Below are 22,808 nucleotides of genomic sequence, written 5' to 3' on the forward strand. Positions count from 1 at the left end.
GCCTGAAAGCGAGCACGGACATGACGAACTACTCGGGCACGACGGGCAACGGCACGGCGGAACATGGTGACGACGCGGGCTTCGGCCAGCGCGTGGATCAGCTGGGCTCGGACGCGCAGCAGTTCATCGACAACGCGCGCAGCGCGGTGGCGGACCTGGGGCAGACGCTGGACCTGAAGGGGCGCGTGGAGCGCAATCCCTATGGCACGTTGGCCATCGCCGTGGGCGTGGGCTACGTGCTGGGCGGTGGCCTCTTCACGCCGCTGACCGGGCGCATCCTCAAGCTGGGCGTGCGGCTGGCCGCGCTGCCCTTCGTGAAGGATGAGCTGATGGGCATGGCGGAGTCCGCCTTCCAGGGCTACCAGACGGGCCGTGGCCCGCCGCCGTCGGGCAGCGTCTAGGATTTCCGAAGCACCCGCGTCTTTCCCCGAAGTCATTTCCCCGGAGTCGGACATGCTGAGCCTGAAGGACTTGAAGAAGCTGGACAGGGACGACGTGCTGGACCTCATCGGCCTGGAGACGCGCCGCACGACGGCGGAGACGGCGCTGCCGGCGCTGGGCATCTTCGCGGCGGGCGTGCTCGTGGGCGTGGGCGTGGGCCTGCTGCTCGCGGACAAGCCGGGCCAGCAGCTGCGCGGTGACCTGCGCCAGCGCATCCAGGGCGGTCAGGACAAGCTGGCCACGGCCATCAACAACTCGCGTGGCTCGGAGACCCAGCAGGGCGCCGGCTCCACGGTGCCGCCGGGTCAGCGGACGACCTGATTCCAGGGCGTGCCTTGGAGTCGCACACGGGCCTCTTCCCGCTCATGGCGGGGAGGGGCCTTCGTGTTTCCGGCGGAGGGGGAGGGCGAATGGCCTAGGATGCGAGGCGATGGGCGAGCCTTCGCATCAGGAGCAGACCCGGTGAGCGCGGCGAAGAATCGACGGACATCCGGTACGAAACCGCCCGGGGCGACACCGCCACCGAGACACGACACGCCCGTGGACATGCCCGCCGTGGATGAGTCCACGTCACTTCCCGCGCGAAACACAGACACGCCGTGGGCCTCCGGACCCGAGGGTGCGCTGGGACAGTTGCGTGCGCTGGAGACGCTGGAGTCCGCCTACGACGCCTGGGCGGAGCTGAAGCGCGAGCATGCGGCCTCCGTCATCCAGTTCCGCGAGGAGCAGGCCCGGCTCACGCAGCAGGGTTCATTCCTGCTGGGCGCGGTGCGTGCCGCGGGCATGGACGCCGGTTCGACGACTCCGGGCCTCCAGCCCCAGGGATCCGCCAGCGACTTCCTGCGCGATGCGGAGGCCAAGCTCGCCAAGGCTCGAGACGCTGTCTCCCAGCGCGAAACGGAGAGCGAAGCCCGCTACCAGTCCGCGTTCACGGAGGTCCGCACCACGCTGCTGGACCGCGTCCAGCGCTACCTCCAGCGCAGCCAGCCGCACCTCACGCTGCTCCTGCGCCGAGTGGGCGCGGAGCGCTCCATCCTCCACGTCGCGCGAATTCAGCCGGATGAATCCGTCCTGCTCTGCTACCTGCTCACGCAGCGGGTGCCGTCCCGCTACGGCTTCCTCTTCGACGACTCCACCGAGGACCTGTCGCTTCCGCCCGCGCCGCTCTACGCGGAGGAGTCCGTCGCCTCTGACGCCGTGCGCCCGGACGCGCCGGGCCTGCTGCGCGTCATCGACGCGAGCACGGACGTCGTGCCGCTCAAGGGCTTCATCCCCCTGCGCGTGCCCAGGCCCGGAGGAGGGGAGGACTTCTTCCGGCTCCTCCAGCGCGGGGCCGTGATGGAGGTGGAGATCGCGGACGGTCCCGACTTCCGCAGCATCCTCACCCGCGAAGAGTCGGAGCGCTTCGCGGGCCACCTCCTGCGCCTCAAGCTGGAGGAGCGCATCGGCCTGGACATCGAGGCCGGTTAGACGCGCTCAGTTCGTCCGCACGATGCCCACTTCCGCGGTGCCCGCCAGGACGACGCTGCCCAGGAAGAGGTTGTCGGACTCCGGGCCGCCCATGCGCACGGCCTGGAAGACGACCAGGTAGGTCTGCTTCGGGGTCGGGAACGCGGTGGCGGGAATCGTCACGCGCGCCTCGCGGAACAGCGCCGGGGTCGCCGCCAGCTGGAGGAACTCCACCGGCGACGTGGGCACGTTCGAATAGGTGGTCTGTCCCTTCTCCCCGTTCGCCCCCAGCGGCACCACCGTCACGAAGCCCAGCGTGCGGTCCTGGTTCGCCGGAGGCGGCGGCCGGTCGAACGCGAGCGCCGTGTTGGCGTTGATCCGCACGAAGCCCTCCGCCGGATGGAGCCCCAGGATGACCTCCTTCGTCGGCGCGTCCTCCACCCGCGCCTCGTACTTCGTCCCACCCTGCTCCGCGAAGAACGAATAGGTGGCGCCGGACGCGTACTTCAGGTCGTCCGTGGAGTCGCTCGTCACGCCGTAGCTGCCGCCTCCCTGGCCGTTGAGCGGGACGCCCGCCGCGCTCCCGGTGTTCAGCGTCACGGTGGCCCCACTCAGGCCCTGCGGCTGCGAGTTCTCCCCCGACTTCGTCCCGAAGAACACGAACGCCGCCGTCTGCCCGGGGAAGCTCACCACGTCCCCGCCGTCCGGCCCGAAGGTCCCCGCGTCGTAACCCGCCATGGCGGACGCGGACACGTCCACCTGCGGCGTCGAGAGGAGGGTGCCCACGATGACGTGGTCCGCCTTGAGCTGGTTGGTCGTCTTCTCCAGGTCACAGGCGAGCGGCGACAGCAGGGACACGGTGGCCAGGGCGGACAGCAACAGGCGTTTCATGGGCACTCTCTTGAACGGGGCACGGGTGACGGCGGCCAACCATACCGCGCGTGTTGCCCATGGGCGCGGGGCTCCGACGGAGTATCCTGTGCGCCGCTCGTGCAACGCCTCCGCATCCACTCCTCTGGCCGCCGCTTCCTCCACCGGCTCGGCTTCTCGCTCGCCATGGCGGCCCTGTTCGGCTGCCTGCTGGGCCTGCTCGTCTCCCAACGCGACACGGGCCCCGTGCGGCCGGAGGACACGCCCGCGCCCTGGTTGTCGCCCTCCGGCTTCATCGACGGGCTCTCGCGCTGGATAGACGGCGGCGAGCGCGTCTTCTACGACTGGCGCATCCGCCAGCTGGGAGAGGTGTCCGAGCGCTCCGACCGCGTCGTGCTCGTCTCCATCGACGACGACACGCTCGCCGAAGCCCAGCAGGGCCCCCGCGCGGACATCGCCGCGTACCCGTGGCCGCGCCAGGTCATGGGCGGCATGGTGCACCGGCTGGTGGAGGAGGGCGCCTCCGTGGTGATGCTGGACTTCGCCTACCCGGAGCTCAGCCCCCGCGCCTGCGTCACGCCCACGCGCTCGGGCCGGGGCGCCCTGTCCCAGGACGACGACGCGCTCCGTGCCCTCCTGGACCAGGACCCCGGCCACTCCGTGCTCGCCTTCCGCTGGGGCGCCGAGGGCACCCGCTCACTTCCTCCCACCGGCCGCCTATGGCCCTACCGCGTCCGCCTGGGCAGCTACCCCAGCGTCACCGAGGCCCGCACCCGCGCCCAGTCCGTCCTCGCCCTCCAGCGCCCCGCGTTCCTCATCCCCGCGGGCAAGGCCCTGGAGGTCTGGGCCGGCGTCGCGGACGAGGGCGAGGGCCGCAGCCTGGGCGAGCAGCTGGGCACCACCGCCGCGTCCATCCAGGAGCGCCGCGCCGCGGACGACGCCTTCCGCGTGGCCCCGTCGGACCTGTTCCTCGCCCTGGCCTCCGTGCAGGTGCAGGGGCTGGATCCGGAGAAGCTCCTGGAGGTGCGCCAGCTCCAGCACCCGGTGACGCCGCTGCTCAGCCAGGCCAGCGGCTACGGCGCCACCACGCTGCCCGCGGACTCCGACGGCGTCGTGCGCGGCGTGCCCCACCTCGTCGCGTACAGCCCGCGCGGGGGTGAGCGCTACGTCCTGCCCTCGCTGCCCCTGGCCGCCGCCATGCGGCTCGCGGGCACGCAGAAGCTGCGGTACGCGGAGGGGCGCCTCTACATCGGGGACAAGTACTCCGTGCCCATGGACGCGGCCGGCTACAGCCTGTTGCGCTGGGAGGCCCCGGCCGCCACCCGCGGTGCTCGCGGCCCGCTCGCCCGCTCCATCCGCGCGTGGAACGTGCTGCTCAACCTCTTCGACTCGCAAGAGGCGCGGCCCGTCCGCTTCGACCACGACCTGGATGGCCGCGCCGTCATCCTCACCAACACCAGCAGCTACGCGCCCGAGCGCCGGGTGACGCCCATCGGGCCGGGCATCGCCAACGGCGCCGTGCTGGGCCAGGCGCTCGCCAACATCCTCGCGTCGGACGGCATCACCCGCGCGCCGCCGAAGGTGGACATGCTCGCCACCATGGGGCTCGCGTTCATCGGCGCGTTCCTGGCGCTGTCGTGCAGCTGGCTCCTGCGCTCCGTGGGCGGCGCCTTCCTCTTCGTCTGCGTGGCGGTGGCGGCCGGAGCGGGCTACGTGGGAGCGGCGGGCTACGTCTTCGTCCATGACCAGGTGTGGATCGCCGTCGCGGGGCCGCTGTGGTCCGGAGGGCTCGCGTTCCTGGTGACGACCCTCTACGCCTTCCGCACCGAACAGGACGTGCGCGAGTTCGTGCACAGCGCGCTGGGCCGCTACGTGAGCCCGGACGTGGCGCGGCTGGTGGCGCGCGACGTGAGCCTGATGAAGCCGGAGCGCCGGCAGATGACCGTGTACCTCTGCGACATCGAGGGCTTCACGCGCCTGTCGGAAGCGATGCCACCGGAGCAGCTGGTGCCGCTGCTCAACACCTTCCTCACGGAGATGACCGCCGTGGTGCGCGCCACGGCGGGGCAGGTGGACAAGTACATCGGCGACTCGGTGATGGCCTTCTGGGGCGCGCCCGTGCGCACGGACCGCCATGCGCACCTGGCCTGCGAGGCGGCGCTGAAGCTCCATGCGGCGCTCGCGCAGAAGCAGCCGCTCTGGGAGAAGCAGTTCGGCCACCGGCTGTCGGTGCGCGCCGGCATCGACACGGGCGACCTGCTGGTGGGCGACATGGGCAGCGAGCTCAAGTCCCACTACACCGTCATGGGCGAAGCAGTGAGCATGGCTGGCCGGCTGGAGGCGGCGAACAAGGAGTACGGCACCCAGGTGCTGGTGGGGCATGCCACCGCGCAGCTCGCCAGCGACGCCTACGTCTTCCGCGAGGTGGACCGCGTGCTCCTGAGAGACCGTCCCCAGCCCGTGCGCGTGCACGAGCTCCTGGGCCGCCGGGGCGAATTCTCTCCCGAGAAGCAGGCCGGCATCGCCCTCTACGAGAAGGCCCTCACCGCCTACTACGGGCGCGACTTCATCGTGGCCCAGGAGCTGTTCCGCCGCTGCACCGTGGAGCACGGCGACCCGGTGGCCCGCGTCTACGTCCAGCGCTGCCAGCGCCTCATCCAGGCGCCGCCGCCCGAGGACTGGGACGGCGTCATCCGCTGGGGCCGGCGCAGCACGGACACGCGCTAGGCCGCCCGTCAGGGCTGCGTGTCGACCTTCAGGGGCACACCGAAGCGCGTGGTGAAGAACTGGAGGAGGTGGGCGTGCTCGAAGGCGATCTCCTCCGGGCGTTCCGTGAGGTGCGCGTGCTCGGGGATGATCATCAGGGTCGCGTCCTGGCCCCTTGCCCGGAGCTTGCGCACGAAGACGTCCGCGTCCGACAGCGACACTTTGGGGTCCCTCGCGCCCAGCATCAGGGCGATGGGGGCCTCCACCCGGTCCACCCAGGTCACGGGGGAGATGACGCGAAGCCGCTCCGCGTCCCGCTCCGGCTCTCCGTACTCAGAGGCCCGGGCACCGCGCAGCTCCGGCGTCGTCTGGGAGAGGAATGAGGCCAGGTCCGTCTTGGCCGCGAAGGCAAAGCCCGCATCGTAGCTGCCCGCGAAGCGCGTCATGCCCACCAGCGTCTGGTTGCCTCCGTAGCTCCACCCGAGGATGCCCAGCCTGGGGACCACTCCATCGCGGGTGAAGCGCTGGCGCAGGCAGCGGCTGGCGGCCTCCAGGTCCGTGGCGGCCGCCACGCGTAGCGGCCCGTTGTCCGCGCGGGCCCAGTCCTCGGAGCATTTGGTGCCCCGCACCGCGGGCTCCGCGAAGATGAAGCCCGCGCGGAGGAAGAACTCCGGGCGCCAGTGGTAGTCCGGCCGGGGACAGCCCGTTGTGTAAAAGGCGAGCACGGGACACACGCGCTCCCGGCACGTGGGCGGCACCCGCACCTGGATCCGGAAGCGGACGTCGTCGTTGTCACACTCCAGGTCCTCCGCGGGGGCCGCGCTCCATCGCAGACGCTGCCCGGAGTCCTCGAGGATGCCCTTCAGGGTGGACGTCAGCGCCGCGTCGGGCTCGACACGGGGATGGCGGCGCAGCAGCTCGTCGCGCGAATCACCGTCCCGGACGAGCGCCGCGCCCACGACGCGGGGGCTGTCCGCATCCGCATGCGCGCCGAGCACCTTCAGGGGCGCCGGGGCCACGGGCCGCGAACATGCACCCAGCACCAGCAGGCCCACGAGACCCGGCAGGAGGAGGGGAGAACGGGATGCGCGAAGCACGGCCCACCTCCTGAACGTCAGTCGTCGTCGCCGGAGTCCGGCTGGCCGAACAGCTCGCGCACCGGCACGTCGTCCTGGATGTGCTCAGCGACCACGCGGCGCATCTTCTCCGCCGTCATCCCGGAGTAGTACACCTCTCCAGGCCACCCCATGAGCTGGTAGTCCTCCGGGGACAGCGGGTCTCGCTTGCGGCCCGTGTCCTCGCGCACCACCACGTTGGGCCCCATGTGGCAGAAGCCGTAGCAGCCGCCCCGGTACAGCTCGCAGCGCGACTGCAGGCCCTTCTCCGCCAGCGCCTCGCGGGCCGCCACGTGCACCGCGTCCGAGCCGCCCGCGCGGCAGCTGGAGCCCTTGCACACCGACATCCGGTAGCGCTTCACGGCGGGGCTCCCCGTGCCAGGCCGGCACCATGCGCATTGAAGAGGTGCAGCATCACCACATGCCCCCAGAAAAGGCTTCGGCCCGCCCTTCCCAATCCAGCGGGAAGGAGGCGGGCCGGGATGCGTGCGAAGGGGCGGCGGACGGCCCGCCCCACGCGGTGCGAAACAGAGGACTACTTGATGAACTTCGTCACCTGGATGGGACCCTGCTGCGTCACCACCGCGTGCCCGGTGCTCGCCTTGGCGTGGCCGTGGCCCGCGCCCAACTGCTTGGCGTGGCCCTGGCCGTGGTCCGCGTGTCCCTCGCCGACGCGCGTGTGCGCTTCCTTGTGGACGTGGTGCGGCTCCGAGGAGCTGTCGCGCTTGTTCCACGGGTCGGACGGGTGCGACACCGGCGGGCCCTTGAGCAGCTTCGGGATGTCGTAGACGAAGTTCTGCCGGTTGTACTCGGACGGCGTGTGCATGTACGTGTCCATGCGGATGGCGTCCTTGGGGCACGCCTCCACGCACAGGCCGCACACGATGCAGCGCAGCTCGTCGATGACGAACTGGGTGGGGTACTTCTCGATGACCGCCGACTCGGAGTCGGAGGACGCCGTCTCGTACTCACCGGCCTCGATGTAGATGCACTGCGCGGGGCAGATGGTCGCGCACATGTAGCAGGCCACGCAGCGCGGCTTGCCGTCGTCACGCGGCACCAGCCGGTGCAGACCGCGGTAGCCCTCCGGATAGATGGGCTTCTCTTCCGGGTACTCCACCGTGGTCATCAGGTTCATGCCCGTGCGGTCCACAACCTGGGGGTTGGGGTCGCGCGTGCCGAACATGTTGCGGAAGAAGTGCTTGGTCGTGATGGCCAGACCGCGCAGCAGCTCCGGGATGTACATCCGCTCGCGGAGGTCCGTGCGCGGGTCCTGGGAAGCATTGAACGCCATGGTGTCTTGTCTCGCTTCCGGACCGCGCTAGTGCGCGCCCGCCGGGGAGTGGGAGTGGGGGTCCGCGTGCGCCGGCAGGCCGTGCGCATCGCTTCCGTGGCCGTGCGCGTCGTGCCCATGGCCGTGCGCCGCGTCGTGCGCGTCCGCCGCCTTGGAACCCGAGGTCATCGTCAGCGCGATCACGAAGCCGATCTCCAGCAGGCCCACCACGCCCAGCGCCTGGAGGGACGGATCCCACAGCACCAGCGCGCCGCTGATGAACACGTTGGCCAGGCCCACGGGCAGGAGGATCTTCCAGCCCAGGTTCTGGATCTGATCGTAACGGAAGCGCGGGAAGGTCCAGCGGATCACCAGCTGCACCCAGATGAGCAGGATGACCTTGATCCAGAACACCGTGCCCAGGAGCGTGCCGTACACCCAGCCGTGCTCCTGGAAGAAGGGCTGCGCCGCCAGCCACTCGCCGCCGAAGGGCAGGTGGTGCCCGCCGAAGAAGAGCGACGCCGTCACGCCGGCCAGCACCACGACCTCCACGAACTCGGAGATCATGAACATGCCGAACTTCATGCCGGAGTACTCCACGAAGTAGCCGATGATTTCCGACTCGCCTTCCGGAGCGTCGAACGGGGCGCGCTTGGTCTCCGCGAAGGAGGCCACGAAGAAGGCGATGAAGCCCAGGGGCTGGATGAAGATGCCCCACGCCGGCAGGCCCAGGTCGAAGCCGCCGTCCGTGCGCCACAGGTACTTCGCCTGGCCGGTGCCGGACACGAGCGCGTTGCCCACGTCACCCACCAGCGTGGGCAGCTGCACGGAGGAGAAGGCCAGGAACAGGCCCACCAGCGACAGGCCCAGCGCCACTTCGTAGCTGATCATCTGCGCGGAAGCGCGAACGCCGCCCAGCAGCGCGAACTTGTTGTTGGAGGACCAGCCGGCCAGCGACGTGCCGTAGACGGCGAGCGACGCGATGGCGAGCAGGTACAGCATGCCGAAGTCCGGCGTGGCGACGACCATGTCCACCGTCTTGCCGAACACGTTCACCGTGGGCCCGGCCGGCACCACCGCGAACAGCGCGAACACCGGCGCGAAGGCGAGGATGGGGCCCAGGTTGAACAGGAAGCGGTTGGCGGTGCCGGGGACGAAGTCCTCCTTGGTCAGCATCTTCAGCACGTCGGTGATGATGTGCGGGATGCCGCCCAGGGAGCGGTTGCCCAGGCCCGGGATGGCGGACAGGCGCGCGCGGTTGGGGCCCACGCGGTCCTGCATGAACGCGGACCACTTGCGCTCCGCCAGCGTGAGCAGCGTCGCGGTGATCATCACGAAGACGAGCATCAGGAAGATGATGTTCGTCAGGCGGCTGGCACCCTCGAAGAGGTACTCCTCCGCCAGGTAGCCCACCAGATACGCCGAGGCCACTCCGCCAGCGATGGCGAAGACGATGAAGGCCATGGCGAACAGCATGGTCAGGATACGGCTCATGGTCAGATGCCCCTCACGCGCGGCGCGCCGAACTCACGGTAGCCCGGCGGACGGCCGTCGGCTCCCGACGGCAGCGGATTGATGCCCGGCTTCTCCCGGTCCGGAGGAGAGGCCTTGTCCCAGTTGAACTCGGCGAACTCGGACACCTGCCCGGAGAGCGCCCGCCACACGTCGCGCGCGGAAGCCGCGGCGGCCTCGCCGCCCAGCTCGCGCGTCAGCTCCGTGGCCCACTTCCAGTGCGGCACCGCGTCCCCCTTGGAGGGGTACGCCTTGCGGAAGCGCTGGGTGATGCCGTCCGCTTGCGTGAACGTGCCCTCGTCCTCGATGTGCGCGGAGGCGGGCAGCAGCACCGTGGCCTGCGCCGTCACCGGGGACTCGTTCTGCGCCTGGGCGACGAACACCTCCAGCTTCGCGGCGACTTCCGCGAAGGCGGCCGCGTCCGTGGGGACTTCCGTGCCCACCGCGTAGAGCGCCTTCACCTGGCCCGCGTTGATGGCGGGGGTGAGCTCCTCGAAGCCCTTGAGCGACAGCCCCAGGCCCTTGGCGATGAGCGCCAGACCCTGGCGGTTGGGGTTCTTGTCCGCCGTCATCAGGTAGTGGTCCGCCTTGCCCTGAGGCCGGCCGCCCACGAACACGCTGGTGACGCCCAGCACCTTCTTGGCGAACGTCAGGCCCGCGAGCAGGTCCTCGTTGGACGCGACCGGCGAGGCCAGCACCGCGAGCTGCTTGGAGCCCGCGAGCGGCTTGAGCGCCTTGACCGCGCCGAGCGCGGCGTCCTTGCGCGTGAGCACCGGCTGCACCGTGCCGGGGGCCTGCAGGCCGCGGCCCACGCGGGCGGACAGCACGCGGCCCACGTTCAGGTCCTTGTACGACAGGCGGCCCTGGTCGCACATCCAGCTCTTGTTGATGGCCTCGTTCTCACGCGGGCGGTAGCGGTAGGTGTCCTGGGACATCCAGTCCGCGGAGATGCTGCAGCCGCGCGAGCAGCCCGTGCAGACGGACGGCGTGGCGGACAGGAACCAGGAGCGCGCCTTGAAGCGGAAGTCGCGGGAGAGCAGCGCGCCCACCGGGCACACGTCCACGGTGTTCAGCGAGTAGTTGCTGTTCAGCTCGTTGCCCGGGAAGACGTCGATGCGCTCGTGGCTGCCACGGCCGAAGACGCCCAGCTGCGGCTCCTTCGGGATCTCGTTCATGAAGCGGACGCAGCGCGTGCAGATGATGCAGCGCTCCTGATCCAGCACCACGTGAGGCCCCAGCACCTTGCGCTTGTGCTTGAGGGCCTTGGTGCCCTCCAGGCGCGAGGGCTTGTAGTTGTACTTCATGTAGTAGTCCTGCAGCTTGCACTCACCGGCCTGGTCGCAGATGGAGCAGTCGACCGGGTGGTTCAGCAGCAGGAACTCCATCACCGAGCGCTGCTGCTCCTTGACCTTGGGGGTCGTGGTCTTGATGACCTGACCCTCGGCCATGGGCGTCTGGCAGGCGGGGACGAGCTTGGGCGCGTTGGACGCCTCGATGAGGCAGATGCGGCAGTTGGCCGCGATGGAGAGGCGCGGGTGGTAGCAGTAGTAGGGGATCTCCGAGCCGACCGACTTGGCCGCCTCGATCATGTTCGTCCCCGGCTTCACCACGACTTCGCGTCCGTCGATGACCGCCGTCACGAAGCCCGGGTTCTTGGGCTGCGGCTTGGGCGGAGGGCCACCGGCCGGAGGCGCCGCCGGCTTGGGCGGAGGCGTGCCGGTGGGGCCGCTGGCGGCCGCGGGCGGATTGTCCAGCTTCGCGCCGGCGGGCGGGTTGGACGGCTCCGGGCCAATCTTGGCCGCGGGCGTGTCGGTGGGCGCGCCCTTGGGGGGCGTCTGCGCGTCACCGGTAGGCTTCTTCGTGTCGTTGTCGCTCACTGCTCGACCTCGCCGCCGATCATGTTGATGGTGTCAAAGGTGGGAACGAGGTCCGCGAGCATCTTGCCCTGGATGATGTGCGGCAGCGCCGCCAGCACCGGGAAGCCCGGGGCGCGCACGTGGACCTTGTACGGGCGGCCGCGACCGTCGCTCACCAGGTACCAGCCCAGCTCGCCGTTGGACGCTTCCGTCGCGTCATAGACTTCACCGGGGGGCACCTGGATGCCCTCCATCACCAGCTTGAAGTGCGCCATCACGCCTTCGATGGTGCCGTACACCTCGGGCTTGGGCGGCAGCGCGATGCGCCAGTCGTCCACGATGATGGGACCCGCGGGGATGGTGTCGAGGGCCTGGCGGATGATCTTGATGGACTGCCGCATCTCCTCCAGGCGCACGAGGTAGCGGTCGTAGTTGTCGCCGTGCTCGCCGACCACCACGTCGAAGTCGAAGCGGTCGTAGACCCAGTACGGCTGCACCTTGCGCAGGTCGTGATCCACGCCGCACGCGCGCAGCGCGGGGCCCGTCCACCCGTAGTCGATGGCGTCCTCGGCGGAGATGACGCCGGTGCCCTTGGTGCGGTCCACGAAGATGCGGTTGCGCGTGAGCAGCCCGTCCATCTCCACGAGCAGCTCTTCGGTGCGGTCCAGCGTCTTGCGAACCTTCTCCGACCAGCCTTCCGGCAGGTCGCGGTTCATGCCGCCCACGCGGCCGAAGCTGGTGGTGAGGCGCGCGCCGGTGAGCTCCGTGACGCGGTCCTGGATGAGCTCGCGGGCTTCCATGCCGTAGAGGAACGGCGCGAAGCCGCCCATCTCCAGGCCGGTGGCGCCCACGCACGTCAGGTGGTCGGTGAGCCGGTGCAGCTCGCTGCCGATGACGCGGATGTACTGGGCCCGCTCCGGGATCTCCAGGCCGATGAGCTTCTCCACGGCGTTGAGGAACCCGAAGTTGTTCATCATCGCGGACAGGTAGTTGAGCCGGTCCGTGTACGGCAGGCACTGCGTCCAGGTGACGTTCTCGCAGCTCTTCTGGAAGCCGCGGTGGAGGAAGCCGATCTCCGGGTCGATCTTGACGATGGTCTCACCCTCGAGCTCCACCTTCAGCCGCACGGTGCCGTGCGTGGCCGGGTGGGAGGGGCCCATGTTGATGACCATGTTCTTCGTCTGGAAGTGCGACTCCAGATCCGACTCCTCGTGGGCGAACCCATCGGTGTCGGGGTTGTGCGGCTTCTGCGCGTCGATGTTGTGGCTGTCGGACATGGTGAGGTCTCGATCAGGCGACGCCGCTGGTGCCGGGGCCGCGGAAGATGTCCTTGATGGGGCGCTCGGGGATCAGCGGCTGGCGGTCGCGCAGCGCGTAGTCCTTGCGCAGGGGGTGACCCTGGAACTCGTCGTACAGCAGGATGCGGCGCAGGTCCGGGTGGTCCGTGAAGCGGATGCCGTAGAAGTCGAACACCAGCCGCTCCCACCAGTTGGCGCCACGGTACAGCGGCGTGAGGGAGGGCAGCTCCGGGCGGGTCTCGGTCACGCGCACCTTCAGGCGCACGTGCTCCTTCCGCTTGAGCGAATAGAGGAAGTAGACGACCTCGAAGCGCGGATCACTCTCCGCCAGGTGCAGGCGATCCACGGCGTCCGCGGAGCCGAACAGCTTGAAGTCCAGCTCGGGGTCCATCTTCAGGAAGGTGGCGACCTTCGGAAGCCACTCCGCATGAATGACGGCCCAGGCTCCGCCGGCGCGGTCGACATAGCGCTCCGCGACCGCTTCGGGGAACTGGGCGGCGACCCGGTCCAACGCGAAAATGCTCAAGGGGGGCCTCGATCTACGACAGAGGAAACCGCGGCTTTATAAGGACCGTTCGCGTGAGGCGTCAACGTAAACCCTCAACCGTGTAGGCCACTTAGGTGGTCCAGCAGCCCGCGTCGCGATCCACCCCCTGCCTGCCTGGGCACGCGGGCGGAAGGGCTCAGGCGGCCACGTCCGGACCCAGCACCGGGGCGTCCTCGGCGGGCTCGGGGATGAAGGTCACCACCGGCTGGCTCTTGCCGGGGACGAGCGCGATGGGGGCGGGGGCCCAGCGGAAGGCGTCACCCGCCCGCTCGCGGGTCGCCAGGGAGACGAGCACCGGCACCCCGAAGCCCTTGGTCAGTCGCTCGATGCGGTTGGCCAGGTTCACCGTGTCGCCGATGGCCGTGTACTCCAGGCGCCGGAACGGCGAGCCAATGTTGCCCAGCACCACCGGCCCCGTGTGCACACCCACGCCCATGCGCAGGCCGGGTTCTCCTCGGGCGGCGCGCTCGGCGTTGACGGCCTCCAGCTCGCGCACCATGTCCAGCGCGCACCGGGTGGCGCTCCGGGCGTGGTGTGCGTCCGGCAGCGGGGCGCCGAAGTACACCATCAGTGCGTCCCCGATGAACTTGTCGAGCGTGCCGCCGTGGCGGAACACCACCTCCACCATGCGGCCGTAGTACTCGTTGAGGATGGTGACCACCTGCTCGGGCGGCAGCCGTTCGCTCATGGAGGTGAAGTCGCGCACGTCCGCGAAGAGGACGGACACCTCGCGCAGCTCCGGGGCGGGGGAGTCCCGGTCCTGGAGCCGCTCGGCGACGGCGGGGGAGAAGTAGCGGCCCAGGCGGGCGCGCTGGAGCTCCTCCTGGGTAACCGCGGCGGACAAGAAGCGGATGCGCTGGAGGAGTCGGGACGCACCTGCGGCCGTCATGGCCAGCATCACCGCGCCGGCCACCTGCGCGCCTCCGCCGATGGAGGCCTGCCGCTGGAGCTCCACCTCCGCGAGGATGGCGATGACCGTGACGAGCAGGGTGACGGGCCGCCTCAGGCTCAGCGCGGACAGCAGCACCAGCGCCGCGAAGATGCCCAGCGTGAAGCCGGCCACGCCGCCCGGCGACGGGGACACCGGCAGCGCCAGGTGCTGCAGCCAGTACACGGCGGGTACGTCCACGAACGCGACGGACAGTGACGCCCAGCGGGCGATGCGCGCGGAGGCCGTCACCGCCACGGCCACGATGGTGGTGCACACGAGGTACAGCGCGAAGGGCGCCAGATAGACGTCCCAGTCGTGCAGTTCGCGCACCCGGCCCAGGTACACGGCCATGGAGAACAGCACGCCCACCGCACCCAGCCGGACCCACGCCAGGTGGCGTCCATTGGACTGCCGTTCCATGTCGAGCGCGCGCCGGACGGACTCCTGCAGGCTGTCGCTGGGCGTGGCGCTGGATGACATGGGAGTGGGCCCCCCCGGGCCGAGGGAAGCGGCGGTCAGGAACAGTGAAGACGCCATCTTGCACCGACAGTGTGTGACATGCACATCAGGTGCTCCCCGAAAACCCGGAAGAGCGCAGAGTTGGCGTGGAAATGCCCGGACAGGGTAGAGGCTAGAGGCATGTCCGTGCGGTCCGTCGCCTCCTTCCTCCGCGCCGCCTCGGGGCGCCTGGCCCTGGGCGCCCTGCTGGGGCTGCTTCTCTTCGCCGCCGAGACCGTCTGGCTGCTCAAGGCGGGCGTGGTGGGCGTGGACATCCCGTTGGATGGCCCCTACGCGGCGCTGGCGGCAGCGGTCCGGCCCCTCCTGCCCGGCGTCATCCTGCGCGTGGTCTCCGTGTACATGCTGGCGGGTGGACTGCTGGGGCTCGCCGCGGCGGTGCTGACTTCCGCCTGGACGCGGCGGGGTGGGTGGGTGGCGCTGGCGTTGATGGTGCCGCACTGGGTGGGGCTGCTGCTGTTCTGGGCCTGGGACCGGGCGCTCGCGCGGCCCGCCCTCTTTGACGACCTGCCGGCGGTGCGGCCTGTGCTGGCGTGGCTGGTGGATCACGGAGAGCCGTGGCAGGCGCGCGCGGCGGCCGGGGCGTGGGTGGCGGTCCATCTGGCCGTGCTGGCGTGGCGCGGCGCACGGGGACTGCGGCGGTTCGCGGCCACTGGCGGTCCGGCGGCCCTCCGGGCGGAGCGCGCCGCGTGGGCGGTGGTGGCGGGCGTCGTCGTGGTGCTGGCTGTTGCGGTGACGGTGCGGCGTGTTGAGCCGTTCGTCCGGCAGCCGCTGGTGGTGCTCATCGGCATCGACGCGTTCCGGCCGGACCGGTTGGGCGCGACGGGGCATGGCGTCGCGCCCCAGGTCGAGCGCTTCCTCCAGGACGCCACGCTCTTCACCCAGGCATACACGCCGGTGGCCCAGACGGAGCCCGCGTGGCGTTCGCTGCTCACCGCGCGCTGGCCGTACCGCACGGGCGTTCGCTACCCGCTGACGCCCGACGCGCGGCTCGTGCTGGCGCCCACCTTCGCGCAGCGCTTCACGGACGCCGGATGGCGCACGGTGTTCGCCACGGACTGCTCGCGCTTCCACTTCGAGGGGCCGGCCTCCGGTTTCGCCACGCGCTGGCAGCCTCCGCGCGGCGCGATCAACTTCGCGCTGGAGAAGCTGCGTTACCGGGCGCTGGGCTTGTTCGCGGACAACCCGGCTGGCGCCGAGTGGGTGCCCGAGTTCATCGACAACCGCGCGCTGGCCGGCATCCACGACCCCATGGGCTATGCCCAGCGGCTGTCGGACGGGCTCGTGGCGGAAGCAGGGGCGGGGCCGCTGCTCTTCGCCTTCCACGCCACGGCGGCGCACTTCCCGGGCGACCCGGTGTACCCGTTCTACCGCCGCTACGTGTCCTCCTCCGAGCCTCTGGAGCGCCGGCTGCGCATGCACTTCGCGCCGGTGAGCCCGGGAGCGAAGGGGGCGTGGAACCGCGCGGGCGCGGAGGGGCTCTACGACGAGCTGATCGCGCAGGCGGACGCGCAGGTGGGGACGCTGCTGGACGCGCTTCGGGCCTCCGGGCGCTACGACGACGCGCTCATCGTGCTGATGTCCGACCACGGCGAGAGCTTCCACGCGGACCGGCCGGACCTGGCGGGCGCGACGTCCGTGCACGGCGCCCGGCTGGGCGAAGAGGAGAACCGCATCCTGCTCGCGGTGAAGATGCCCGGCGGCCGTGGCGCGGGCCCGGCTCAGGTGGACGCGCTCGCTCGGCTGGTGGACGTGGGCCCCACGCTGCTGGAGCTGTCCGGCCTGACCGCGCTGCCGGAGTCGGACGGGGCGTCGCTCGGGCCGCTGCTCCGTGGCGAGGCGCGTCCGCTCACGCCGCTGTACGCGGAGACGGGCTACACGCACGTGAGCCCGGAGGTGTTCGACCCGGGCCACTGGCCGGGCGCGCCGCGCACCTTCGACGCGTACCGCCTGCGCCCGGACGGCGTGGTGGAGATGGGTGACGACGCGGGCACGGCGGTGCTGCGCGAAAAGGATACCGGCGCCTTCGATGGCCAGCGCTGGGTGGTGGACCGGCCGCAGGCGGATGGCAGCGTGCGCCGCACCTGCATGGGTGACTGTGAAGGGGCGGACGCGCGAGCGCTGGCGGACTGGCTGGACGACGCGACGGAGCGCGCACCGGAGTCCGCCTCACGTAGAGTCGCCGGCCATGTCGACGACCGAAACGACTCGCGGCCTCCAGGAAACGTACGCCCCCCACAACGCCTGCTTCGGGTGTGGCCCGGCCAACCCCAAGGGGCTGCGCATCCGCAGCCGCGTGGAGGGTGACCTCGTCGTCGCGGACTGGACGCCGGAGGAGCACCACCAGGCGTTTCCGGGCGTGCTCAACGGCGGCATCATCGGCGCGCTGCTGGACTGCCACTGCAACTGGACGGCGGCGTACCACCTGATGAAGGCGCAGGGCGCGACCACCCCGCCGTGCACCGTCACCGCCGACTACGCCATCGTGCTCAAGCGCCCCACGCCCATGGGCCCCGTGCACCTGTCCGCGAAGCCCGTGTCCATCGAGGGCGACCGCGTCGTCGTGGAGGGCACCCTCACCGGAGAGAACGGCAAGGTGACGGCCACCTGCCGCGGCACCTTCGTCGCCGTGAAGGAAGGCCACCCCGCGTACCACCGCTGGTAGGCCCCAGGAACGCCTCGGGCCCCGTCACCAGCCTCTTCGTGAGAGGCGGCGCGGGGCCCGTGGGGTGAAGCGAAAGCGGTGTGACTACTTGCCGGCGGCGAGCATGCGGGCGTGGTGCGCCGCAGTCTCGTTGGGCTCGCCGGGGTCGCGCAGCCGGTGCACCTGGTTGCCGATCTTGTCCTGCAGCAGCATCAGACCGTCCAGCACCTGCTCCGGACGCGGCGGGCAGCCGGGGATGTAGACGTCCACCGGGATGATGCGGTCGATGCCCTGGAGCACCGCGTAGTTGTCGTAGAAGCCGCCGGAGGACGCGCACACGCCGAAGGACACGACCCACTTGGGCTCGGTCATCTGCTCGTAGACGCGCTTGAGGATGGGGGCCTGCTTCAGGTTGATGGTGCCCACCACCATCAGCAGGTCCGCCTGGCGCGGCGAGAAGCGCGGGAACTCCGCGCCGAAGCGCGAGATGTCGTGGCGGCTGGCGGCCACGGACATGTACTCCATGCCGCAGCACGCGGTGGCGTACGGGTAGGTGAACAGCGAGTACTTGCGGGCCCAGCCCAGGCCCTTGGACACCAGCTTCTGGAAGAAGCCCATGGCTTCGTCCCGGCGGGTGGTCATGATCGGCGCGATGTCGGTGTCAGCCATGGTGGTGTCTCAGCTCTCCCAATCGAGAGCGCCCTTCTTCCAGACGTAGATAAGGCCCACGACCAGGGTCGACGCGAAAACCAGCATCTCCACGTAGCCGAACCAGCCGAGCGCCTGGAAGTTCACCGCCCAGGGGTACAGGAACACCGCTTCGACGTCGAACACGATGAAGAGCAGCGCGATGACGTAGAACTTCACGGCGAAGCGCTGGCGAGCGGGACCGCTCGACTCGGAGCCTGCTTCGAAGGGGGCCGACTTGGTGCTGCTCGGGCGCTTGGGGCCCAACCGGGAGGTGATCTGGGGGATGATCATCCCCATGACACCAGCCAGCAGGAGCACCACCGCCATCGGCAGGTACGGGGCGAGGGGTGTTGTCATCGGGCGCGGACCCTAACGACACCGCTGGCGTCGTGTCAAAGGGAAACACCCCCGCGCCGGGCCCGCCAACCCCTTGAGAAGACGGCCGAAACCGCGCTGCCCGGACGCCTGCTCCCGGACGGGCGGTGGATCAGCGGGCGCCCGTGTCCGCCCCGCCACTCCCAGGCCTGGACTGGGGTCGGTTTGACGCTGTGGGGAGCCCACGCCTAGCGTCAGTGGGCTGTCCTTCTTGCCTTCATCGCCTGGGGAGTCGTCGACATGTGGGGCCGGCTGACCTTGCGGATGCAGGTGGCGATCGCGGTGCTGCTTCCGTGCCTCGCGGTGATGTTCTTCACCGGGGTGTACTTCCCCGCGCGGCAGAAGGCGGCGGGCCTGGAAGTGCTCGCCGGCAGGGCCGTGACGCTGGGGACGCTGGTGGTGCGGCACCCCTCGCTCGCGCTGCCGGAGAGCGCGCCGGACGCCCGCGCGCGGCGCGACGAGGTCTTCAACCAGGTGGAGTCCGGCGGCTTCACGCTGACGTTCCAGGAGCTGACCCGCGCGGACGGCACGGTGGTGGCCGTGCGCGGCCAGGTGCCGGAAGGGCCCCCCGAGCCGAAGGAGCTCAAGCCGGGTGCGTGCACGGTGGCGCGGCTGACGGATTCGGATCAGGTCGTGGTGCGCTGCGAGAGCGATGGCCGCGTGTACCGGGCGGGCTTCGGCACCCACGAGGTGAAGGCGGCGCTGGCGGCGACGGAGGGCTACTCGCTCATGGGCTACCTGGGCGCCGCGGTGCTGGGCCTGGGGCTGGCCGTCATCATCAGCCGCGCCATCGCGGACCCCGTGTCGCGCGTCACGCAGGTGGCGCGTGAGGTGGCCCGGGGCGACGTGTTCCGGGGCGAACTGGACGTGTCCGCCGCTGGCGAGGTGCGGCAGATGGCCACCTCCTTCAACGAGATGCTGAGCACGCTGCGCTCCACGGTGATGGAGCTCGTCACACGCACCGAACAGCTTTCTAGCGCGTCGCGCGGGTTGATGGGGGCCTCCGCGGATCAGGAGCACGTCATCAGCCAGCAGGCCGCGTACGCGCAGCAGATCGCCGCCACGTTCGAGGAGCTTTCCCGCACCGCCGAGCAGATCTCCTCGTCCACGGAGGTGGTGGAGTCCAGCGCGCGGCGCACCCATGACGCGGTCGCGGAGGCGATGGCGGTGGTGGCGCAGGTGGTGGGCGGCATCAACGACATCCGCACGGAGTCCAAGGGCGTGGCGGACGCCATCGTCGGGCTGAACAAGGACCTGCAGCAGGTCTCCAAGATTGCCCAGGTCATCAACCAGGTGGCGGAGCGCAGCGACCTGCTGGCGCTCAACGCGGCGCTGGAGGGCACCAAGGCGGGCGACGTGGGCCGGGGCTTCTCACTGGTGGCCGCGGAGATGCGCAAGCTGGCGGAGAACGTGTCCGTGTCCGCGCGCGACATCGCTCGCATCGTGGAGAAGGTGCAGGACTCCGGTGAGGAGGCCGCGTCCAAGGCCCGCGTGGGCATGGCGACCAGCGACCGGGGCGTGGAGGTGGCCGAGCAGGCCTCCGCCGTCTTCCTGCGCATCGTGGAGCTGGCGCGCGGCACCAGCGAGGCGGCGCGGCAGATCACCATCGCTACCCGCCAGCAGCGTCAGTCCAGCGAGCAGGCGGTGCAGGGCGCGCGCAACGTGGCGGACCTGGTGAAGCAGGGCGTGGACGCCACCGGCCGCACCACCCGCATCGCCCAGGACCTCCAGTCCGTGGCCGAAGGCCTCACCGCGGTGACGAGCCGCTTCAAGGCCCAGCCCCGGCCGTAGTCAGACGGGCCGGGACGAAGGCGCGCGGGCGCGCAGCTTCTGGAACAGCTCCGGTGACATGGCCGCGACGCCCAGGCGGTGGTCGGGCGCCACCGCCTCACCGTGGAAGTCGCTGCCGAAGGTGGGCACCAGGTCGAACTCCGCCGCGAACGCCAGGTACTTCTGCCGCACCGAGGGGTTGTGGTCCGCGCTGAGGATCTCCAGGCCGGAGAGGCCCGCCTTCGCCAGCGCTTGAATCTCCGAGCGCTCCATCTTGGAGGAGCTGGGGTGGGCCAGCGTCGCGGTGCCGCCCGCGTTGCGGATGAGCCGGATGGCCTCCGCGCCGTCCAGCTTGAAGCGCTCCACCCACGCCGCGCGGCCCGTGCCCAGGAAGCGGTCGAACGCGGCCTTCACGTCGATGCACCAGCCCTGATCCACCAGCACCCGCGCCAGGTGGGGCCGCCCCAGCTGCGCGTCCCCGGCCACCTTGCGCACCTGCTCCATGCGCACCGGAAAGCCCAGCTCCCGCAGGCGGGCCACCATGGCCTCCATGCGGTGGGTGCGCTCGTCCCGCAGCCGGTCCGCGAAGCGCGCGAGGTCCGGGTCCTCCGGGCGCAGGAAGTGGCCCAGGATGTGGGCCTCCTTGCCGTAGACGAAGGCGGACAGCTCGATGCCGGGCACCAGCTCGACACCATGCGTTGCCGCGGCCTGACGGGCTTCGTGGAGCCCCGCCACCGTGTCGTGGTCCGTCACGGCCAGGACGGTGACGCCCGCGGCGGCGGCTCTCGCCATCAGCTCCGAGGGCGGGTACTGGCCGTCACTGGCGGTGGTGTGCGAATGCAGGTCAATCACGGCGGTGGAACCCTCCGGAGGGCGGCGAGGCGGGCACTCTTACGCCATGTCCCCATGGGAAGGGGCCGGAAGAGCGGGCCCTGTGTGAATCCGCACGGCGAGGGGTTTGTTCCTGTCCGGTGGCGGCCCCAGGGGAGGGCGGGGCTGGAGCCGGGCCTCCCCTTGGCAGGCCGGCGGTGCTAGATCGCCGCGCCATGGCCAAGACGACCCCGACCCCGAAGAAGTCCACCCTTCGCGCCGCCTACGCGAACGCGCGCAAGGCGGATCCGCGCCCCATCACCGGCAAGGAGAAGCCGGCGGAGCTGCTCGCGCACGCGTTCAGCGCCTACGTGGGCCGCCAGGAGCGCACCGCGTTCGAGCTGATGCAGCAGTCCGTGCAGCAGGACGCGTCCATCTTCCTCACGCTGTCGGGTGCCATGACGCCCGCGGGCCTGCACCAGTCCTGCCTCATCCCGCTGGTGGAGAAGGGCATCATCTCCGCCATCACCACCACGGGCGCCAACCTCTACCACGACGCCCACCGCATCATCGGCCACGGCATCCGCGAGGTGAACCCCAACGCGGGCGACCTCCAGTACCGCCTGGCGCGCATCATCCGCATCTACGACCTGGGCTTCTGGGAAGAGGCGCTGCTCGACACCGACCGCCTCTTCTCCGCCATCCTCCGGCAGCCGCAGTTCCAGCGGAAGATGACCACCCCGGAGTTCCACTACCTCCTGGGCAAGGCCATTTACGGCATCGAGAAGCAGCTGGGCGTGAAGCAGCCGTCGCTGTTGTCCACCTGCTACAAGCACGGTGTGCCCATCTGGGTGGGCGCGGTGCAGGACGGCTCCATCTTCCTCAACGTCGTGAAGCTCAAGCGCCTGCTGGGTGACGAGTTCAAGTTCGAGCTCGACATCAACGACGACGTCTATTCCATGGCCGCCATGCAGCACTACTGCCGCCACAATGGCAGCGGGAAGCTGGCCATCTGGATCCTGGGCGGCGGCGTGCCCAAGAACTACACGCTCCAGGGCGAGCCACTGCTGGACCAAATCCTGAACGTCCCCACGTCGGGCTTCGACATCGACGTGCAGTTCTGCGTGGACCCGGTGGACAACGGCGCGCTGTCCAGCTGCCCGGCCGGTGAGGGCCACACCTGGGGCAAGGTGTCCGTGGAGGCGGTGGAGACGGGCTCCATGTACGTGCACTGCGACGTGACGGCGGTGTTCCCCTGGCTTACGCACGCGCTGTTCAGCGAGCCCAAGAACAAGCGCAAGCCCATGCGCCTGATGGACAAGATGGACGACGCGGTGAAGTTCCTGGACGCGGACGTCAAGAAGCGCAGCAAGTCGCTGATGAAGACGCTGGACTGGAGCGTCGAGGAAGCCGCGCCCTCCTCCAAGAAGGATGCGAAGGCCCACGACAGCTTCGTGCGTTAGAGCGCAGTTCTTCCAACCCAGGCCTCAAGTCCCAAGGAGACGGTGATGAGTCAGCAGCCCGCGACGGGTGTGGTGATGTCCCTGGTGAGTGCTCCCCAGCTGAAGACGCAGGTGACGCACGGTCCGTCCGGCGCGACGTTGCCCACGGAGGCGCCGAAGGACAACGGCGGCACCGGCGGCAGCTTCTCCCCCACGGACCTGGTGGCCACGGCGCTGGCGTCCTGTGTCGTGACGACCATGCACCTGGTGGCCGGCAAGGAGGGCATCACCCTGGGCGAGGTGCGCGCGACGGTGGAGAAGCGGATGACCCCGCCGCCGCGCAAGATTGGCGAGCTGGTGATTTCCATCCTGATGCCGGCCGGACTCGTGCCGGAGCACCGCGCCATGCTGGAGAAGATCGCCCACGAGTGTCCCGTGGCGCGCAGCCTCCACCCGGACGTGAAGGTGACGGCGTCGTTCGGCTATCCGGACTGAAGCTGCCGTAAGGGGGCTCGGTCGGCTGCCCGCCCTCCGAGCCCCGCGTGCGGCAAGCGGCCGCCGTG

At 70.3% G+C, this 22,808-nt stretch carries 21 protein-coding genes; 9 read left to right on the plus strand and 12 right to left on the minus strand.

Annotation, left to right across the window (positions count from 1 at the left end; all coding sequences use genetic code 11):
* Positions 1-20 precede the first annotated feature (20 nt).
* The 3 genes from D7Y04_RS31275 (at position 21) to D7Y04_RS31285 (ending at position 1,911) form a co-directional block, all read left to right on the plus strand.
* Positions 21-401, plus strand: coding sequence for a hypothetical protein (locus D7Y04_RS31275; RefSeq protein WP_120594638.1), 381 nt, complete (start codon positions 21-23; stop codon positions 399-401).
* 52 nt (positions 402-453) lie between these two features.
* Positions 454-762 (plus strand): YtxH domain-containing protein, encoded by a 309-nt coding sequence (locus D7Y04_RS31280; RefSeq protein WP_120594637.1) that lies wholly within the window; start codon positions 454-456, stop codon positions 760-762.
* 225 nt (positions 763-987) lie between these two features.
* Positions 988-1,911, plus strand: a complete 924-nt coding sequence (locus tag D7Y04_RS31285; protein WP_199749764.1) for a hypothetical protein — start codon at positions 988-990, stop codon at positions 1,909-1,911.
* A gap of 6 nt (positions 1,912-1,917) precedes the next feature.
* Here D7Y04_RS31285 and D7Y04_RS31290 read toward each other — a convergent pair whose 3' ends face one another.
* Complete coding sequence (locus D7Y04_RS31290) at positions 1,918-2,781, minus strand: hypothetical protein (RefSeq protein ID WP_120594636.1); 864 nt, start codon at positions 2,779-2,781, stop codon at positions 1,918-1,920.
* A gap of 99 nt (positions 2,782-2,880) precedes the next feature.
* On the opposite strand from D7Y04_RS31290, the gene D7Y04_RS31295 reads away from it, so the two are divergent.
* Positions 2,881-5,487 carry an adenylate/guanylate cyclase domain-containing protein gene (locus D7Y04_RS31295; protein WP_366934545.1) on the plus strand — a complete coding sequence of 869 codons (2,607 nt, stop codon included), beginning with the start codon at positions 2,881-2,883 and terminating at the stop codon, positions 5,485-5,487.
* An 8-nt stretch (positions 5,488-5,495) separates the two neighbouring features.
* Here D7Y04_RS31295 and D7Y04_RS31300 read toward each other — a convergent pair whose 3' ends face one another.
* The 8 genes from D7Y04_RS31300 to D7Y04_RS31335 all read right to left on the minus strand — a co-directional run bounded on the left by D7Y04_RS31300 (position 5,496) and on the right by D7Y04_RS31335 (position 14,478).
* Positions 5,496-6,563, minus strand: a complete 1,068-nt coding sequence (locus D7Y04_RS31300) for a S9 family peptidase (protein ID WP_158627614.1) — start codon at positions 6,561-6,563, stop codon at positions 5,496-5,498.
* 17 nt (positions 6,564-6,580) lie between these two features.
* Positions 6,581-6,943: a ferredoxin gene (locus D7Y04_RS31305; RefSeq protein WP_121761635.1), complete on the minus strand. Its 363-nt coding sequence runs from the start codon at positions 6,941-6,943 to the stop codon at positions 6,581-6,583.
* 173 nt (positions 6,944-7,116) lie between these two features.
* Positions 7,117-7,875 (minus strand): NADH-quinone oxidoreductase subunit I, encoded by a 759-nt coding sequence (locus D7Y04_RS31310; RefSeq protein WP_121761636.1) that lies wholly within the window; start codon positions 7,873-7,875, stop codon positions 7,117-7,119.
* A gap of 27 nt (positions 7,876-7,902) precedes the next feature.
* Positions 7,903-9,348 (minus strand): complex I subunit 1 family protein, encoded by a 1,446-nt coding sequence (locus D7Y04_RS31315; protein WP_121753321.1) that lies wholly within the window; start codon positions 9,346-9,348, stop codon positions 7,903-7,905.
* A gap of 2 nt (positions 9,349-9,350) precedes the next feature.
* The gene (locus tag D7Y04_RS31320; RefSeq protein WP_121761637.1) at positions 9,351-11,243 is read right to left on the minus strand and encodes a 2Fe-2S iron-sulfur cluster-binding protein; all 1,893 of its coding nucleotides are present in this window, start codon (positions 11,241-11,243) and stop codon (positions 9,351-9,353) included.
* Positions 11,240-12,499, minus strand: a complete 1,260-nt coding sequence (gene nuoD / locus D7Y04_RS31325) for an NADH dehydrogenase (quinone) subunit D (protein ID WP_120594631.1) — start codon at positions 12,497-12,499, stop codon at positions 11,240-11,242. The genes D7Y04_RS31320 and nuoD overlap by 4 nt, the downstream gene beginning before the upstream one ends.
* 13 nt (positions 12,500-12,512) lie before the next feature.
* Entirely contained in the window at positions 12,513-13,031 is a 519-nt protein-coding gene (locus tag D7Y04_RS31330) for an NADH-quinone oxidoreductase subunit C (RefSeq protein WP_120594655.1), read from the minus strand.
* A 172-nt stretch (positions 13,032-13,203) separates the two neighbouring features.
* Positions 13,204-14,478: an adenylate/guanylate cyclase domain-containing protein gene (locus tag D7Y04_RS31335; RefSeq protein WP_120594630.1), complete on the minus strand. Its 1,275-nt coding sequence runs from the start codon at positions 14,476-14,478 to the stop codon at positions 13,204-13,206.
* Positions 14,479-14,637: 159 nt separating this feature from the next.
* On the opposite strand from D7Y04_RS31335, the gene D7Y04_RS31340 reads away from it, so the two are divergent.
* A complete protein-coding gene (locus D7Y04_RS31340; RefSeq protein WP_121761638.1) occupies positions 14,638-16,821 on the plus strand; it encodes a sulfatase-like hydrolase/transferase in 2,184 nt (727 codons plus the stop codon).
* A complete protein-coding gene (locus D7Y04_RS31345) occupies positions 16,703-17,179 on the plus strand; it encodes a PaaI family thioesterase (protein ID WP_120594628.1) in 477 nt (158 codons plus the stop codon). Before D7Y04_RS31340 ends, D7Y04_RS31345 begins: the two co-directional genes overlap by 119 nt.
* A gap of 84 nt (positions 17,180-17,263) precedes the next feature.
* Here the strand turns inward: D7Y04_RS31345 and D7Y04_RS31350 are convergent, their stop codons facing one another.
* Positions 17,264-17,827, minus strand: coding sequence for an NADH-quinone oxidoreductase subunit B (locus D7Y04_RS31350; RefSeq protein ID WP_120566535.1), 564 nt, complete (start codon positions 17,825-17,827; stop codon positions 17,264-17,266).
* A 9-nt stretch (positions 17,828-17,836) separates the two neighbouring features.
* Positions 17,837-18,205: an NADH-quinone oxidoreductase subunit A gene (locus D7Y04_RS31355; protein WP_120594627.1), complete on the minus strand. Its 369-nt coding sequence runs from the start codon at positions 18,203-18,205 to the stop codon at positions 17,837-17,839.
* A 258-nt stretch (positions 18,206-18,463) separates the two neighbouring features.
* Here D7Y04_RS31355 and D7Y04_RS31360 point away from each other — a divergent pair, with 258 nt between their 5' ends.
* Positions 18,464-20,014, plus strand: a complete 1,551-nt coding sequence (locus D7Y04_RS31360) for a methyl-accepting chemotaxis protein (RefSeq protein WP_121761639.1) — start codon at positions 18,464-18,466, stop codon at positions 20,012-20,014.
* On the opposite strand, the gene D7Y04_RS31365 is transcribed toward D7Y04_RS31360, so the two are convergent.
* Entirely contained in the window at positions 20,015-20,845 is an 831-nt protein-coding gene (locus D7Y04_RS31365; RefSeq protein ID WP_121761640.1) for a PHP domain-containing protein, read from the minus strand. It abuts the gene before it with no gap.
* Between the two features lie 194 nt (positions 20,846-21,039).
* On the opposite strand from D7Y04_RS31365, the gene D7Y04_RS31370 reads away from it, so the two are divergent.
* Both D7Y04_RS31370 and D7Y04_RS31375 read left to right on the plus strand, forming a co-directional pair.
* Complete coding sequence (locus tag D7Y04_RS31370) at positions 21,040-22,266, plus strand: deoxyhypusine synthase family protein (protein ID WP_120577343.1); 1,227 nt, start codon at positions 21,040-21,042, stop codon at positions 22,264-22,266.
* 45 nt (positions 22,267-22,311) lie between these two features.
* Entirely contained in the window at positions 22,312-22,740 is a 429-nt protein-coding gene (locus D7Y04_RS31375; RefSeq protein WP_120594623.1) for an OsmC family protein, read from the plus strand.
* Positions 22,741-22,808 lie beyond the last annotated feature (68 nt).

This window comes from Corallococcus sp. AB038B, assembly GCF_003668955.1.
GTDB lineage: Bacteria > Myxococcota > Myxococcia > Myxococcales > Myxococcaceae > Corallococcus > Corallococcus exiguus.

Coding starts and splice junctions, on each gene's coding strand:
- D7Y04_RS31285 (WP_199749764.1), top strand. CDS start 988: ATGCCCGCCGTGGATGAGTCCACGTCACTTCCCGCGCGAAACACAGAC.
- nuoD (WP_120594631.1), bottom strand. CDS start 12,499: ATGTCCGACAGCCACAACATCGACGCGCAGAAGCCGCACAACCCCGAC.
- D7Y04_RS31375 (WP_120594623.1), top strand. CDS start 22,312: ATGAGTCAGCAGCCCGCGACGGGTGTGGTGATGTCCCTGGTGAGTGCT.
- D7Y04_RS31340 (WP_121761638.1), top strand. CDS start 14,638: ATGTCCGTGCGGTCCGTCGCCTCCTTCCTCCGCGCCGCCTCGGGGCGC.
- D7Y04_RS31345 (WP_120594628.1), top strand. CDS start 16,703: ATGTCGACGACCGAAACGACTCGCGGCCTCCAGGAAACGTACGCCCCC.
- D7Y04_RS31290 (WP_120594636.1), bottom strand. CDS start 2,781: ATGAAACGCCTGTTGCTGTCCGCCCTGGCCACCGTGTCCCTGCTGTCG.
- D7Y04_RS31360 (WP_121761639.1), top strand. CDS start 18,464: ATGTGGGGCCGGCTGACCTTGCGGATGCAGGTGGCGATCGCGGTGCTG.
- D7Y04_RS31370 (WP_120577343.1), top strand. CDS start 21,040: ATGGCCAAGACGACCCCGACCCCGAAGAAGTCCACCCTTCGCGCCGCC.
- D7Y04_RS31335 (WP_120594630.1), bottom strand. CDS start 14,478: ATGTCATCCAGCGCCACGCCCAGCGACAGCCTGCAGGAGTCCGTCCGG.
- D7Y04_RS31280 (WP_120594637.1), top strand. CDS start 454: ATGCTGAGCCTGAAGGACTTGAAGAAGCTGGACAGGGACGACGTGCTG.
- D7Y04_RS31355 (WP_120594627.1), bottom strand. CDS start 18,205: ATGACAACACCCCTCGCCCCGTACCTGCCGATGGCGGTGGTGCTCCTG.
- D7Y04_RS31350 (WP_120566535.1), bottom strand. CDS start 17,827: ATGGCTGACACCGACATCGCGCCGATCATGACCACCCGCCGGGACGAA.
- D7Y04_RS31275 (WP_120594638.1), top strand. CDS start 21: ATGACGAACTACTCGGGCACGACGGGCAACGGCACGGCGGAACATGGT.
- D7Y04_RS31315 (WP_121753321.1), bottom strand. CDS start 9,348: ATGAGCCGTATCCTGACCATGCTGTTCGCCATGGCCTTCATCGTCTTC.
- D7Y04_RS31310 (WP_121761636.1), bottom strand. CDS start 7,875: ATGGCGTTCAATGCTTCCCAGGACCCGCGCACGGACCTCCGCGAGCGG.